A 13,965-nucleotide genomic window follows, 5' to 3' on the forward strand; every position below is an offset into this window, starting at 1 on the left:
CGCGGTGTGACGGGCGTGTGTCGCGTGCCGGGGTGGAGCGCCAGTCGCGGCGAGATCACCCGTTCGGGCGTGAGCCGTGTCAGTATTCGAGGCTCGCCTGGGCTCGAGCCCGCCACTGCCTAAGCTTGTCTGAACTAATTCAAGCTCTTCCATTAATCGGCTGCAGGTCGCAGCTAATTCTCAATGACTGCCAGTCTTCGCTTGAAACACCGTAGCCCATGACAACATAATCGGGATCCGTCAACACATCAGCGCTCCTAGCCGCGAGTTGTGTCCCAATACGTTCTATCGAACCGGAGACAACGAGAAGCGCTACATCCCAATCTCGTTGCCCCCAGACGGCCCACCGGCCCGACTCCCCCGCAATAGAAATGTAATCGTAAAGAACTTCTCCCGCGTTGTACTTGTTGAACTCGTTAGGTTGGTTCGTGGAGAGGCCTGCCCAGTATCCGGCAACTAGATCTCCTCCCTTAAGGCGAAAGCCAGGATAACCGCCGTAGGTCTCGAAGTATTCGTCACCATTCCATCCCACGACGCAGATTTCAACCCCAGGCGGGCAACGACTCATCCGGGGGCGTGACGGGCACCGTGCGCGCCGATCAGGAACAACGAACGAGGACAATACACCTTGAGCTGTCAGTATTTGAGGCCAGCCTGGGCACGGGCAACACGCGAAACCTCATACCCGAGCGCTCCGCCGTTCGGAATCCGTCTAAGCCACCAGTATTTTTCATTCAGCGCGTACTTCGCAAAGTCTGGCTCCGAAGCGATGACCACTTTTCCTGGATCATTCCGCGTCAGGGCGCGGAAATACTCGTCCGCGGTGCGTATCAAGTAATACTCTACGTCGTCCTTCGTTATAGACACCTCGTCGATTGCCTCTTCGACGAAGTTCCGCGCGAACAACGCGCCGATGTAGTCGTGATATCCAAATTCTCCAACTACTTCGGAGGTGAAGTTGCTCAGGTCGTCGGCAATCTGGAGGACATACGCAGACCACGAACCTATAAGGTCACCCACCGTGGGCTTTCTATACGGCCATTCGAGAACTTGCGCAAACTTTGCCATCTTAGCCTGCTCCTTTATCGAAGAAACCAGTCGATCTGAACGGATTCTCTTCGTTCACAATCACACGCACACCTCGGAAGTCGAAGAACAGCCCGTCCGATCCGGGACGACGATATGGCTTTGCATTCTCAAGAGTCGCGCGGATTTGCTCGACCGATGGGCGCGGCGCTCCGTTCGCCCAGCCGTCGCCGCTATGACCGCGCGCGAACTCCGCTAGTTCGTCGAGATCATACTTCGCAGCCTCCCCGCGGATCTCAGTGTTCGATGCGGAATCCTCCTTGCCCTGGCCGAAGGGGTCCTCGCCGCCGGCGCAATAGCCCCCGAGCAGGCTCTTCGGGTCGCAGTTCGGCGATCCGCTCCCGGACCGCGCATCGCTCGCAGACGCTGCAGTAGCGTCGCCGCTCGCAGCGTCGTTGCGGCGGACCCCCACACCCGATGAGTCACCGCTGAGAGTGAGCAGCAGGAGCCCAGTCGCCGCCCCCAGCGCAGCGAGGCCCAGTGCGGCGGCCGCACCAGCGGCCTCCATCAGCTGAGCGGCGCCAACTCCGAGCAGAGGAAGCCCCGGGCTGAACACGCCGACCGACCCCATCGCGTGCCGCGCCGTCGTCTGCGACGCAGACCTCGGCGACACCGCCTTCGGCTTCGAACCGATGCCGTTCCAGTTCTTCGACGGCGCATAAGACGACATGTCCGGCTGCGCCGCACCACGAAGCCCCGGCGCCGTGAAAGTCGGACCCGTCGGGCCGATCCGGCCGATCCGGAGCGAGTCCGTCGCGGGGTCGTATCGGCCGACCGGCCGGAACCCGAACGCATCCCGCAACGTCACCGGGTTCCCCGAGACGAACCCGTACCCGTTCAGCGACGACGGATCCGCCCGCGACCCCGACCACGCATCCCGCGACAACCACGACCCCGACCGGGAGTCATACCCACGCGAGAAGAACAGGTCAAGCCGCGCGACCGGATCGGAACGCTCGCCCGAATACCCCACCGACGCGTTCCACCCCGACGTCGAGAACTCCGGAACACCCCAATCCGACCCACTCGACACCTGCGTGATCCGCGCATTCCGATCCGTCAGCGCATCTCGCGCCGCCTGAGCCGGACCGTTCAACGCCAACCCCAGGCGGGCATCCCCCACCTGAGCGACCGCGCTACCGAGGCGGTCCAGCAGACCCCACGTCGCCGCGCCCGCCGAACGCCCCTCGAGCAACAGCTCCCCGGCGACATCGCGAACCAGCGTCGTCGTCCCCGCACGGTCACTGGTGTCCTGCACCGGCTGCAGGCCATCCCAGACCGTCGCGGTCGAGGTCGTCCCGAACGCACTCTGCGTCGAAGTCGACACCCGCCGCCCCAACCCGTCGTACCCGAACCCGGTCGAGCCCGACGCATCGGAATACCCGGTGAGTTGACCCAGCTCGTTCCACGAGTAGGCGGCATCCCCGCCCGCACCGCCCAAGGCGGACACCCGGTGCCCGTCCGCGTCGTAGGCGAATCGCTGGCCACCCGACGCGCTGTTCTCCGCCGACACCAGCTGGTTCAGGTCGTTGAACACCTGCGACTGCGTGAACGACGTGTCCGTCGCCTTCACCGATCCCGTCGCCACCGACGCCGCGGGTCGCGGAACACTGGCGCCGGTGGCATCCACCGTCAGAACCGGATCCAAGAACCCCGACGACGCGGTCGCGGCGGTGTGCGACCACGACGTGCGGTTGCCGACCTCGTCGTAACCGTATGTGTCGGCAGCGCCCGTGCTCTGCACCGAACCCGTCAGACGATCGGACGCGTCGTAGGAGTAGCGCGTGGCTACCCGGTCGAGCACCGTCGTGGTCGCGTCGGACGCACCCGGCAGCGCGCCCGCGGGTGACACCCCTCCGGGCAGCGCCGACGTCGGCACGCTCGAGGTGCGCTCGGCGTCGGTGACGTTCCCGACCGCGTCGTAGGTGTACGCGAACGACAACGTCGCTCCCTGCGCGAGCGAGCCGGTGTCCGACGGCACGGAACGGTGGGCGAGGTAGGACGAGGGCCTCACGCACCCCGGCTTGTCGACGTTCACCGCCCGCAGCTCCGCGGCGTTCTTCGACGTGACCACCGGACACAACCCCCCGGTGCGCACCGCACCCGGTGCGGCCGGCGCGGCGGCCGGCCCGGTGGGGGCGGGCGTGGTGGAAGTGATCCCGGTCACACGATCGTCGACGTCATACGCGTAGCGCGTCGCGACCCCGTTCGAGCGAACGATGCCGGTCAGGTTGCCCGCGTCGTCATACGCGTAGTCGGCGGCACCCCACGGGCTCGCCATCCGCGACACCCGGCCCGCGGCATCCCGGTCGTACGCGATTCGCTGCCCACCCGGGACCGTGAGACCGGTCAGCACCCCGGCCGCGTCGTACGCGTAGGTCAGTTCGCGGCCTTGCGGATCGATCTGCGACGCGAGCTGACCCGACGGCGTGTACGTCCACCCCGTGGTGCCGCTGGTGTTGATCGCCGCGATCATGTGCTGCTCGGCGTCGTACTCGAACCGGACGACTCCCGACGCCGAGGACTGCTGCACGCGATCGCCGCGCTCGTCGTAGGCGTACGCGATCGCCGCGCCCGAGGGCGTGACCACCCGGGACAGCAAGCCCCGATCGTCGTACTCGTACCGCGTGCGGGTGCCCGTGGCATCCGTCGTCTGCGCGGGCTGGCCGGCGGCGTCGCTCTCATACGTCGTGACCTTGCCCCGCGCATCGGTGACCGACGCGAGCAGACCGAGCTCGTCATACGTGTACCGCGTGGTCGCGCCGAGCGGATCGGTGACGGATGCCAGCTGCCCGTGCTCCTCGTACGCGTAGACCGTGCGATGGCCCAAGGCATCGGTCGCGGCCGTCAACTGTCCGGCCGCGTCGTACGTGAACGTCGTCGTCGCACCCAGCGCGTCGGTCGCGCTCGTACGACGTCCGGCGGCGTCCCACGTGGCCCGGGTCGTGTGTCCGTTCGGGTCGGTCGCCGCCGTCACATCGCCCAGCGCGTCGTAGGCATAGGTCGTGCGGTGGCCGGCGGCATCCCGCGCCTCGATGAGTTGATCGGCGTCGTCGTAGGCGTAGGTCGTCGTGCGTCCGGTCGCGTCGGTGACCGAGGTGACGTTGCCCGCGGCGTCGTACCCGTACGCGGTGGTGCCCGCCGGGTCGGTCACCGCCGTCACCTGGCCGGCCGCGTCGCGTTCGTACAACGTCGGATGCCCGAGCCGATCGACGACGCCGACGAGCTGCCCGTCGACGTCGTACCGGTACTCGGTGCGGGATCCCGCCGGGTCGGTCACGGCCGTGACACGGTCGAGGTCGTCGTACGCGTACGCGGTGGCGTTGCCAGCGGCGTCGGTCTCGGACGTGACCCTCCCCACCGCGTCGTACTCGGTGTGCTGCGCGATGCCGGTCGGCCCCACGACGGCGGTGGTGCGTCCGAGCGCGTCGAGCTCCCGCGTCGTGACCGCCCCGCGCGGATCGGTCTGTGCGGTCGGCGTACCGGTCGCGTCGTACGACCGCTTCCACGTCTGCCCCGCCGGGTCGGTCATGGCACTCACCCGCGACAGGGCATCGAGCACGAAACTCGTCTGCCGTTCCGCGGCATCCGTCATGCCCGTCAGACCGTCCTCACGGTCGTAGGTGTAGGTGGTCGTGCCGCCCGTGGCATCCGTCGCGCTCACGATGCGGAACAGCGCGTCCCACGTGTACGAGGTGAGGTTCCCAGCCGGGTCCGTCGCACCGACGAGGTTGCCGTTGAGGTCGTAGGAGTACCGAGTGCTTCGCGCCAGTGGATCCGTCACCGCCGTCAACCGGTCGCGCGCATCCCACTCGTACCGGGTCACCCGGCCCAGTGGATCGGTGGATGCCACCAGACGGTTGCCGTCGTCGTACGCGAACCGCGTGACCCGCCCGAGGGGGTCGGTGCTCGCCGTGCGGTTGCCGCGCCCGTCGACCTCGAAGCCGTAGACCGCCCCCGAGGGCAGAGTCATCCGTGTCGTGTTCCCGGCCGCGTCGACGTCGTACGCGATGACGGAACCGTCGGGCAGAACGGTCCGGATCAGCGCGCCGCGCGCGTCGTAACCGTAGCTCGTGACCCGCCCGAGGGCATCGGTGCGCGAGGCGACCGCACCCGTCTGCGTGTACGTGTAGCGCGTGACCGCGCCGGTGGCGTCGGTGACCGTCGTGACGTTGCCGGCGTCATCGTACGCGTACCCGGTGACGCGGCCGGCCGCATCGGTGAACGCCGTGACGTTGTCGTCATCGTCGTAGGTCCACGACTGCTCGCTGCCGGCCGGGTCGGTGATCTTCGTGATCCGCGATCGGGCGTCGAACGCGTACCTGTGCGTCCGCCCCTCCTGATCGACGTACGTCGTCTCGCCCGTGCCATAGTCGAAACGGCGCTCAGAGCCCTCGGCATCCCATTGCTGCACAACCCGGCCAGACGCGTCGTAGGCATTTCGCAGGTACGTGGTGCCGGTGGCATCCGTCATCGTCAGGACGCGGTGCGCGTCGTCGTACGCGAAGGTCTTGGCACCGCCGTCCGGCGAGCCGAGCCGCACCAGATCGCCGCGGTCGTCGTAGCCGAGCGACCACGTCCGCCCGTCAGGCAGGGTGAAACCGATGACGCGACCGAGGTCGTCGGAGTCGACGCGCACCGTCTGGCCCGCGGCATCCGTGATGCCGGTCAACGGCACGAACAGCTGCGACGCCGACGGTGCCCCGTACGTGAGCGTCGTGGTGCGTCCGGCCGCGTCGACCGAACGGACCATCTCACCGATGCCGTCCTGGTCCGCCGCGTCGAAGTCCCACGACTCCCCCGTCCGCGAGGTCAGTCGCAGGATGCCGCCGCCCGCCTCGGCCAGGTGCAGGCCTTCGCCGCGCGGGTCGACGTAGCCTCCGGTGCCGTCGGGTTCGAACATGATCGACGCACCGTCCCCGCGCACGACGAGCACCGAGTGATCGTCGAAACGTTGGGCATGGCCGCCGAGGGCGAAGCTCCACCCTGCGCCGGTGCGACTGAGACGCCCGTCCTGCGCGTTGTAGACGAGCGAGACCTCAGTGGCCGAGCCGCCCGTCCCTGACAACGAGAACAGGTGCTCACGCTCGACGAGGTTGCCCGTCGAGAACGACACCGGATCGGCACCGTAGTGCTGCCAGTTGCGGTAGCCGAGCTGATACCAGCGGGCCAGATCATCGGCGGACGGACGGCCAGGCCACCCGCCCGTGACGGGGTTGGTGCACGAGAAGCCTTTCGACTCCAGGTACTTCCCGAGCCCCGTGAACGTGCCGTTCACGATCGAGTCCCAGCCGTTGTCGATGACCGGCCGGTCGAAGTTGTGGTCGAGGAACAGCGTCTCCATGTGCACGACGGCACCGGGGAGCCCCTCGTACTCCTCGCGCGGGAAGTCAGCTGTCGCGGCCCGCACCTTCGCCGGGCGCCCGGTGTAGCCGGGCATCTCGGCGCGCAGAGAGTCACGCAACGCGTCGCTGTCGGTGCCTCCCCGAGCGAAAACCTGCGTGCCCCCGTCGCGAGCGGTGCCCCACGCCCTCCCCCGGAACGTCGCGAAGGCGAGAGAGAGGGTGACGTCGGGGTCATGGGAGGCGGCGATGGCACGACGCGTGTCCGCCGACACGAAGCGCTGATCGGCACCGCGGGTCACCGTCACGTCGGCGATGCAGCGATCACGGAGCATGCCCGCGAGCTGGTCCGCGAGCCGAACGTTGTACGGGAGCTCGGTGACGTGCGGGCCCGGCGAGTCCGCCCAGCCCACGTCGTCGTCGGGATCGAGCACGATCCTCGGTACTGGTGTGGTCTGCACCGGCGTGCCGATCACCACGAACTGCGACAGGTGCTCGGACTCGGCCGCGACGGTGCCGGCATCCGCGTCGAAGTACGACGGGAGCTGCCGCCACGGATCGCCCGCGTTCTCGCGACTGTAGACCCGCAGGCTCGACACGTCGACACCGGCCCGGCGGAGCGCATCGACATCGACGTCGAGCCGCAGGCGCACGCCCGGGATGACGTCCTTCGCCACCTCGATACCCGAGGCGTCCTTCGCGAGCGTGTACGACGCCGGGAACTGCGTGACGTCGTCGCCGTCGTCGGTGTGCGCGCGGATCTCGACGGGGGTCGCCGCGACCACGCCGCCCGTCTCGGACGCCGCCGACACCGCGGCGGCGTCGCCCAGCTGCGCCGCGTGCACGGACAGCGACTCGTCGAGGTCGTGACCCGAGAACTCGGCTCGGACTCCCGCGTCCGCGGCATCCAGGACGGTTCCCTCGCCCGGGCGGATCGTCGCTTCGGTCGGCGGTGCCGTCTCGGGGCGGGTGTCGGACGTCGTGGCCGGTGCAGCGGCCGCACGGACGCGCTCGAGGATCTGCTCCTGCGTCGCCGCGGCCCGGTCGACGGGAACCGCCGAGGCCGGCACCGCACCACCCGACACGACGACCGCGACAATGGCGACGGAGGCCCAGAGCATGCGCGCCTTCATCGGGTCACCTCCACGCTCTCGGCGCGGCGGCGCGCCCGGACGACCACCAGTGCCGTTCCCGCGAGCACGAGGAACCCGCCGCCGATGAAGACCGGGGTCACCCACGCGTACTCGCGACCCGTGACCGCCAGATTCTGGCGATAGGTCACGTAGGCCTGCAGCGCCGAGGCGTCAGCGACACCGTCGCCGTCGAGGTCCTCGGCTCCGGTCGCGCAGGTCGCGGTTCCACACACCAGGTACTCGACCCAGTCGGGCACCCCGTCTCCGTCGGCGTCCTCACGCCCCGAGGTGCAGGTGTCGCTCCCGCACACGAGGCGCTCGACGAAGTCCGGGATGCCGTCGCCGTCGGCATCCGCCCCGGGGTCTGCGCAGGTCGTCGAACCGCATGCGGCGACCTCCACGGCATCCGAGACGCCGTCGCCGTCCGTGTCCTCCGTTCCTGTCGCGCATGTGGCCGAGCCGCACACCACCCTCTCGACGCCGTCGGGGATGGTGTCGCCGTCGACGTCACCGGGCGTGCTCGCCTGCACGACGGCCGAGGCAACACCCGGAGCAAGGGGGAGAACGGATGCCACGACGATGGCCGAGGCCACCAGGAGAACCGCGAAAAGACGACTGCGCACGCGTCACCTTCGCGTGCGCTCGAGTCCTCCTTGGGATGCGTTCACGGGGATTATGCGGGCGACGCGCGCGGAAAACACCCGCCGTTTCATCACTCGCTGCTTCAGGTGGCAGGTAGACGCAGGGCGGCGAGCCACGGGGTCCCTGAGCTTGTCGAAGCCACCCCGCGGCCCTTCGACAAGCTCAGGGACCTGCGCCGCACAGCTGCCGCGCTCGACGCCCCGGACCCTTCGACAAACTCAAGGACCTCCGCCGCGAACACGAAAAGGCCCCGCCCTGCCGAAGCAGGAGCGGGGCCGAATCGTGCGTCGCGAAATTACTTCGCGGCGACCACCTGGAGGGTGATCACGGCGGTGACGTCGTCACGCAGGCGAACCGTCGCCTCGTGCTGACCGACCGACTTGATCGCCGAGGTGATCTGGATCTTGCGCTTGTCGAGGTCACCGTGACCGGCGGCCTTGACCGCGTCGGCGACATCGGCGGGCTTGACCGAACCGAAGAGGCGACCCTCGTTGCCGGCCTTGACGGCGAGCTTGACGGTGTTCGACTCGAGCGTGTTCTTCAGGGCCACGGCCTCTTCGTGGTCGTGGATCGCGCGGGACTCGCGAGCGGCGCGGATCGACGCGACCTGCTTCTCGCCACCGCGGCTCCAAGCCACGGCGAAGCCCTGCGGGATGAGGTAGTTGCGGGCGTACCCGTTCTTGACCTCGACAACATCACCGGCGCTACCGAGCCCGGTGACCTCATTCGTGAGAATCAGCTTTGCCATCGGGTGCTCCTTAGCGGCCAGCGCCGGCGTAGGGCAGGAGAGCCATCTCGCGCGCGTTCTTGATGGCGCGGGCGATCAGGCGCTGCTCCTGCACGGAGACACCGGTGATACGACGGGCGCGGATCTTCCCGCGCTCCGAGATGAACTTGCGGAGGGTTGCGACGTCCTTGTAGTCGATGACGCCGACGCGGATCGCCTTCGCGGGGGCTGCGTTCTTCGCGCCCTTCCGCGGCTTGCGGCGGTCGCCAGTGGCCTTTCCAGCCATGCTTCCTTCTTTCGTGTGGTTCGGATGCCGAGCCGGTCACGCGGACCGGGGTGTGGCATCCGGAATTTCAGGGGGTCGTCGTGCTCGAGAGAGCGCGGCGAAGATCAGAACGGGGTGTCGTCTCCGTAGGAACCAGGAGTGCTCCACGCGTCGGCGCCGCTGTTGCCGCTGTTCGAACCGGGGGTCGACCACGGCTCGTCGTTGGACTGCTGCACCTGCGGGCGCTGACCGCCGCCGCCACCGCCACCGCCGGAAGCGGCACGGGTGACCTGAGCGGTCGCGTAGCGGAGCGAGGGGCCGATCTCATCGACTTCGAGTTCGATGGAGGTGCGGTTGTTGCCCTCGCGGTCCTGGTACGAACGCTGCTTCAGGCGACCGGTCGCGATGACACGGCTGCCCTTCGTCAGCGAACCGGCGACGTGCTCGGCGAATTCGCGCCACACCGAGGCACGCAGGAACAGCGCCTCGCCGTCTTTCCACTCGTTCGCCTGACGGTCGAACGTGCGGGGAGTCGACGCGATGGTGAAGTTCGCGACCGGAAGACCGTTCTGCGTGTAGCGCAGCTCGGGGTCGGCCGTGAGGTTGCCCACAACGGTGATGACGGTTTCGCCGGCCATCGTCGTTACTTCGCAGCCTTCTCGGCGGACTCGACCTTGCGGGGAGCGGCGGCCTTGCGGGCGGCCTTCTCCTCGGAGCGCTTGGCTTCGGCGGCGACCTGAGCGATCGCTTCTTCGGCGCGCAGGACCTTGGTGCGCATGATCTGCTCGTTCAGCTTCAGCTGACGGTCGAGCTCGTTCGTGGCCTCGCTGGTCGCGACGAAGTTGACGACGGCGTAGATGCCCTCGTTCTTCTTGCGGATCTCGTAGGCGAGACGACGGCGGCCCCAGATGTCGATCTTGTCGATGGTTCCTCCATCGGCCGTGATGACCTTGAGGAATCCGTCGAGCTTCGGAGCGACCTGGCGCTCGTCGACCTCGGGATCGAAGATGACCATGAGTTCGTACTGGTGCGTCACTAACCCACCTCCTTCGGACTAGAACGGCTGACGGGCATTTCCCGGCAGCAGGAGGGTGTGGTGCACGTTGTCTCGGGCTTATACGCGCATGGGCGTCGCCAGACAACCTTCATAGTCTAACGGATGCCACCTCGCTCGGCGGAATCGTCCTGGGTAACGTGGGCATCAGTCACGACCGTGGGGGGGGACGGATGCCGGGGATTCGACCGTTCGATGCACGTGCGCTCCTGGATCCCCCGGATCCCGCGGCGGCGAAGGCGTTCACGGCCCGCTTGCGCCAGGAGGGACGGGTATCCGATGGCGGCAAGGTCGCCGCGACGATCGTCTACATCGTGATGCTCGTGCTGATCGGCGGCTTCGCCCTGGTGGGGCTCGTCCTGCTCATCGTCTTCGCGTCCGCGCTCCAAGAAGGTGCGATCTTCATCGGCATCCTGTTCGGACTCCCCATGCTGCTGTGCGTCGGGGTGATCGTCGCGGCCTTCTTCTTCGGTCTGCGCGGCGACCGCATCGCGCAGGAACGGCGGTGGCGACTCGCGCGCTTCGCGCAGGCCGTGAGCATGGAGTACGTGCCCTCGATCAGCGAGCCTCCGCTGCCGGGCTCGATCTTCCACCGCGGGAGCGGCCGGACCGCCATCGACGTCCTGCGGGGACGCGAGCCGCGGTTCGTCGAGGTCGGCAACTATCGCTACACGGTCAGCAACGGGAAGAACCAGACGACGGTCCGGTGGGGCTACATCGCGATCAAGCTCAACGTGCCCCTCCCCCACATCGTCCTGGACGCCTCGGGCAACAACATCTCGCTCGGCACGTTCGACCGAGACCAGCACCTGAGCCTCGAGGGCGATTTCGACCGCTTCTTCCGGCTGTACTGCCCGCAGGGGTACGAGCGCGACGCGCTCTACCTCTTCACGCCCGACGTCATGGCGCGCTTCATCGACAACGCCGCGGTGTTCGACGTCGAGATCGTCGACGACTGGCTCTTCCTGTACTCCTCGGGCGACATGTCGACGCTCGATCCCGGACGCTGGGCCTGGACGTTCTCACTGCTCTCGGCCCTGCTCGACAAGCTCGCGCAGTGGGAGCGGTGGAGAGACGATCGACTGCTGCCGGCCGTGGATCCGGGAGTGCCGTGGGGGCCGGGCGCGGCGGCGGCAGGGGTTGCTGCGCGGGGCATGGCAGGGCCGAGCACGGCGGCGCCGAACGGAGGGATGCCGACAGGCGTGGCATCCGCTCCCGCCCCCGTCGCGCCGCTGCCGCTGTCGGCACCGCCCGGCGTGGCTCCCCCGGGTCGGCGCCTGCGCCGCGGCGTTCCCTGGCTCGTGCTCGGGATCATCGGGGGCGTCCTCGCCCTGGGCCTGGTCCTGATCGGCGCGTTCCTGCTGCTCCCGGTCCTGCTTCTGCGCTGAGGGGCCGGAATCCGTGGACCTCACAGCTCTTACCGGCCGCATCGACCCGCGCGAGGCGCGGGAGTTCGTCCGCGAGCTTCGACGCCAGCGGCTCATGGATGATCCGCGACGCGCCCTCCGGGGGACGGGGTGCGCCGTCATCGTCCTGGCTCTCGGACTGGGCGGCATCCTCCTGCTCATCGCCCTGCTGGTGCCGGGAATGCCCGTCGGGTCGATCGTGAGCGCGTTCGCCGCGGCTCTCGTGTTCGCCCTGGTGCCCGCCGTGGCCTCCACTGCGCGGACGGCACGACAGAATGCGCGCCAGAACGCGCGAAGCCTGCGGCTGCACCGCTTCGCCCGGGCGAACGGGATGACGTGGGTGCCACGCGCGAAGAGCCCGCCGCTGCCGGGCTTGCTGTTCGGGGTCGGGATGGACCGCGAAGCGACGGATGTCGTGCGCTGGACGACTCCCCGGCTCGTCGAGGTCGCGAACTACCGCTTCACGTCCGGAATCGGACGCAACCGCCGGGAACACCGATGGGGATACGTGGCGATCCAGCTCGACGCTCCGCTCCCCCACATCGTCCTGGATGCCATCGGCAACAACGGCCTGATGGGCGGCTCGAATCTGCCGGTCACCGTCGCCCGCGGGCAGAGGCTCTCGCTCGAGGGCGACTTCGACCGGTACTTCACGCTGTGGTGCCCGGCGGGCTACGAGCGCGACGCGCTGTCGCTCTTCACGCCCGACATCATGGCCCGATTCATCGACGACGCGGCCGCCCTCGACGTCGAGATCGTCGACGACCGCCTGTTCCTCTACGCCCGCGGCGACCTGTCGACGCTCGACCCGGCGATGTGGGAGTGGCTGCGGGCGACCGTCGTCGCGCTGTCGGCGAAGCTCGACCGGTGGGGACGCTGGCGCGACGATCGGCTCGTGACCCCGGGCCCCGTCGTCCCTCCGCCGCCCGGGGTCGCCGAGCCGGGTCGCCGGCTCCGCCCCGGCGTTCCAGCCTGGGCCTGGCCCGTCGGCGGTGTCGCGGGCCTCGTGACGGCGTGGGTGGCGGCCACGGCGTTCGGTGCCCGGTGACCGCGTCTCGGTAACCTGGGCCGCGCACGACGAGACCCCGCGAGGAAGGTGTGCCCGTGGCATCCGGAACTCCCCCGTTCGACCCGGGACCCCTGACCGAGCCGGTCGACCGTGCCGACGTGCGCGCCTTCACGGCTGATCTGCGCCGCCGCGGGGCGTTGCGGACGAGGTGGGTGTCGGGTCTCGTGCTGACCCTCATCGGGGTCGGCATCGTGCTCTTCGCGTTCCCCTCGCTCCTCGCGCTGACCTTCACGCTCAACTCCGGGCGGAACACGGTCAACCCCGTGTCGATCTTCTTCGTCCTGTTCCTCGTCGCGGTCATCGCACTGGTCGTGGTGCTGATCGTGCGGGCATTCCGCGGAAAGGCCGAGCGACGGTTCCGGCTCGACCGGTTCGCGCGCGCCAACGGGCTCGAGTGGCGCGGAGACGTCGACGACCCGCACCTGCCCGGCATGATCTTCTCCGAGGGCCACACGCGTGAGGCGAGTGACGTGGTGAGCGGCTACCGTCCGCGTTTCGTCGAGGTCGCGAACTACCGTTACAAGACGGGGTCAGGCAAGAGCGAGACCACGCACAAGTGGGGATACGTCGCTCTCCGGCTCGACACTCCGCTCCCCCATATCGTCCTGGATGCCGTGGGCAACAACGGTCTGTTCGGGGCGTCGAACCTGCCCATCACGTTCACACGCGGCCAGCGCCTCGGGCTCGAGGGCGACTTCGACACGCACTTCGCGCTGTACTGCCCCGAGGGGTACGAGCGCGATGCGCTCTACCTCTTCACTCCCGACGTCATGGCGCGCTTCGTCGACAACGCAGCCGCCCTCGACGTCGAGATCGTCGACGACTGGCTGTTCCTCTACGCGCGCCGCGACCTCTCCACCCTCGACCCGCGGACGTGGGAGTGGCTCTTCACGACGGTGGCGGCGATCGAGGAGAAGGTCGCGCAGTGGGCGCGGTGGCGCGACGAGCGGTTGCCCGCGGCCCCGTCCTCGGTCGGCGCGGCCGCTCCCCTGCTCACTCCGCCGCCGGCCGGCGTCGCGCCGCAGGGTCGACGCCTGAAGCGCGGGGTGTCGTGGGTGGCGGTCGCGTTCGGGTTCGTGATCGTGGCTTACTGGATCGTGAGCATCGTCTCGGACGTGGTGTCGCGCTGACGCGCGGGGCTCCCGGACGTCGAGTGTCCAAGACACGCCGTAGCGCGTCGGGGGTTTGCGGCATGTCTTGGACACTCAACGGGGGTGAGCGGCGTGGGCTCAGCCCGTGTC

At 68.5% G+C, this 13,965-nt stretch carries 11 protein-coding genes; 3 read left to right on the forward strand and 8 right to left on the reverse strand.

What is annotated here, in order from left to right:
- Positions 1–139 precede the first annotated feature (139 nt).
- From NS220_RS19580 to rpsF, 8 genes are all read right to left on the reverse strand, one after another.
- Positions 140–532 carry a hypothetical protein gene (locus NS220_RS19580; RefSeq protein ID WP_153004125.1) on the reverse strand — a complete coding sequence of 131 codons (393 nt, stop codon included), beginning with the start codon at positions 530–532 and terminating at the stop codon, positions 140–142.
- 104 nt (positions 533–636) lie between these two features.
- Positions 637–1,068, reverse strand: a complete 432-nt coding sequence (locus NS220_RS02540; protein ID WP_058622535.1) for a hypothetical protein — start codon at positions 1,066–1,068, stop codon at positions 637–639.
- 1 nt (position 1,069) lies between these two features.
- Positions 1,070–7,561: a DUF6531 domain-containing protein gene (locus tag NS220_RS02545; RefSeq protein WP_058622536.1), complete on the reverse strand. Its 6,492-nt coding sequence runs from the start codon at positions 7,559–7,561 to the stop codon at positions 1,070–1,072.
- Entirely contained in the window at positions 7,558–8,184 is a 627-nt protein-coding gene (locus NS220_RS20505) for a hypothetical protein (protein WP_058622537.1), read from the reverse strand. Before NS220_RS20505 ends, NS220_RS02545 begins: the two co-directional genes overlap by 4 nt.
- Before the next feature lie 314 nt (positions 8,185–8,498).
- Positions 8,499–8,951 carry a 50S ribosomal protein L9 gene (gene rplI / locus NS220_RS02555; RefSeq protein ID WP_058622538.1) on the reverse strand — a complete coding sequence of 151 codons (453 nt, stop codon included), beginning with the start codon at positions 8,949–8,951 and terminating at the stop codon, positions 8,499–8,501.
- Between the two features lie 10 nt (positions 8,952–8,961).
- Complete coding sequence (gene rpsR, locus NS220_RS02560) at positions 8,962–9,216, reverse strand: 30S ribosomal protein S18 (protein WP_013584646.1); 255 nt, start codon at positions 9,214–9,216, stop codon at positions 8,962–8,964.
- Between the two features lie 104 nt (positions 9,217–9,320).
- A complete protein-coding gene (locus NS220_RS02565; protein WP_058622539.1) occupies positions 9,321–9,833 on the reverse strand; it encodes a single-stranded DNA-binding protein in 513 nt (170 codons plus the stop codon).
- 5 nt (positions 9,834–9,838) lie between these two features.
- The gene (gene rpsF, locus NS220_RS02570) at positions 9,839–10,231 is read right to left on the reverse strand and encodes a 30S ribosomal protein S6 (RefSeq protein ID WP_058622540.1); all 393 of its coding nucleotides are present in this window, start codon (positions 10,229–10,231) and stop codon (positions 9,839–9,841) included.
- 191 nt (positions 10,232–10,422) lie between these two features.
- Here rpsF and NS220_RS02575 point away from each other — a divergent pair, with 191 nt between their 5' ends.
- Genes NS220_RS02575 through NS220_RS02585 form a run of 3 tightly spaced genes read left to right on the forward strand, consistent with a single transcriptional unit; the run spans position 10,423 to position 13,854 of the window.
- The gene (locus NS220_RS02575; RefSeq protein WP_058622541.1) at positions 10,423–11,637 is read left to right on the forward strand and encodes a hypothetical protein; all 1,215 of its coding nucleotides are present in this window, start codon (positions 10,423–10,425) and stop codon (positions 11,635–11,637) included.
- A 13-nt stretch (positions 11,638–11,650) separates the two neighbouring features.
- Positions 11,651–12,703 (forward strand): hypothetical protein, encoded by a 1,053-nt coding sequence (locus NS220_RS02580; protein WP_058622542.1) that lies wholly within the window; start codon positions 11,651–11,653, stop codon positions 12,701–12,703.
- A gap of 56 nt (positions 12,704–12,759) precedes the next feature.
- A complete protein-coding gene (locus NS220_RS02585; RefSeq protein WP_242864508.1) occupies positions 12,760–13,854 on the forward strand; it encodes a hypothetical protein in 1,095 nt (364 codons plus the stop codon).
- The last annotated feature ends 111 nt before the right edge of the window (positions 13,855–13,965 follow it).

Origin of the sequence: Microbacterium testaceum, from assembly GCF_001476655.1 — a bacterium.
GTDB classification, from domain to species: Bacteria; Actinomycetota; Actinomycetes; order Actinomycetales; family Microbacteriaceae; genus Microbacterium; species Microbacterium testaceum_C.

What these genes read in the sequence shown, in the direction of transcription:
- NS220_RS02540 (WP_058622535.1), bottom strand. Translation starts at nt 1,068, where the DNA reads ATGGCAAAGTTTGCGCAAGTTCTCGAATGGCCGTATAGAAAGCCCACG.
- NS220_RS02545 (WP_058622536.1), bottom strand. Translation starts at nt 7,561, where the DNA reads ATGAAGGCGCGCATGCTCTGGGCCTCCGTCGCCATTGTCGCGGTCGTC.
- rplI (WP_058622538.1), bottom strand. Translation starts at nt 8,951, where the DNA reads ATGGCAAAGCTGATTCTCACGAATGAGGTCACCGGGCTCGGTAGCGCC.
- rpsR (WP_013584646.1), bottom strand. Translation starts at nt 9,216, where the DNA reads ATGGCTGGAAAGGCCACTGGCGACCGCCGCAAGCCGCGGAAGGGCGCG.
- NS220_RS02565 (WP_058622539.1), bottom strand. Translation starts at nt 9,833, where the DNA reads ATGGCCGGCGAAACCGTCATCACCGTTGTGGGCAACCTCACGGCCGAC.
- NS220_RS02575 (WP_058622541.1), top strand. Translation starts at nt 10,423, where the DNA reads ATGCCGGGGATTCGACCGTTCGATGCACGTGCGCTCCTGGATCCCCCG.